The organism is Liquorilactobacillus satsumensis DSM 16230 = JCM 12392 (assembly GCF_001435195.1).
Lineage (GTDB): Bacteria > Bacillota > Bacilli > Lactobacillales > Lactobacillaceae > Liquorilactobacillus > Liquorilactobacillus satsumensis.
Window position 1 is genome coordinate 25,307 of record NZ_AZFQ01000054.1, and the last position, 963, is coordinate 26,269.

A 963-nucleotide genomic window follows, 5' to 3' on the forward strand; every position below is an offset into this window, starting at 1 on the left:
AGCTACACCCATGTTAACAACAACTTGATCACTTTGACTTAACTTCAAGTCTGGATTATTGCTTAAGACGACTGCTATCCCTTGAGTTCGCGTGTCAGCATCCCCGGTAGAGCTGGCAGATAGCGCATCTTTGCCGTAACGTACCGAAGTTAATACTCCACGGTAACTGCCACTGTCCATTGTGCTATCGCCTTGTACATACTCGACTCCCATATTCTGACCGCCAGAAACATATTTGACTCTGGCTTTTAACAAGGCTGTTAATGCATCGTAATATGGAGAATGCGCCGCCATATACTGACCATCATCAGTAAACAAGTCACCGTAATAGACCCGGGGAACTGTATCTTTATTCGTTAATAAAAGTGCATAAGACGAGGGAATGTTGTATGCGGTATACTTTTTATCAGCCTGTAATTCGTCTTGATTGTAAATCTTAAAGGCTTGTGCAATTTCTTCAGGGGTCACGGTCAATCCGTCAGAGTTTGGATTAATGTGATCTTTAATAATTTGTGCAATAACGGTCTGGACCTCGCTATCATGCGCCCGAATAAAAGAATAATTGGGTTGCGCTCCGCTTTCAGCTGCATTATCATTTGTACGATTAACTAAGCTGGTCGTCAGATTGGCTTCTAAGTTGCTCCGCTGACCCAGTGGCGTATTCAATGAGTATTTAAGCGCTAAGTGAATCGGAAAATCCATTGTTAATTGATTATTTCCATGTTCTTTAACATAAGCTGCGTCACTGCTCTCCCAGTCTTCTAGGATTGATAAATGACGATTGGCGTTAGCATCGTTCTGATTAGTTCCATATGCAGCTTTAAAATAATCACCTGCAATTTGTAACAAATCGGCATCAACATTATCGACTGCATCGACGCGATAACCATCAAAGTTGGCACTTGAATCATTGCCAGCAATAGTTCCGATATTCATCATATAATACAGCCAGTTCAGCTGTTC

1 protein-coding gene is annotated in these 963 nt (G+C 41.8%); it reads right to left on the reverse strand.

Features of this window, described 5'->3' with window-relative positions:
* Positions 1–963: glycoside hydrolase family 70 protein (locus FD50_RS12960; protein WP_275453083.1), on the reverse strand; the 963-nt coding region annotated here is incomplete at both ends.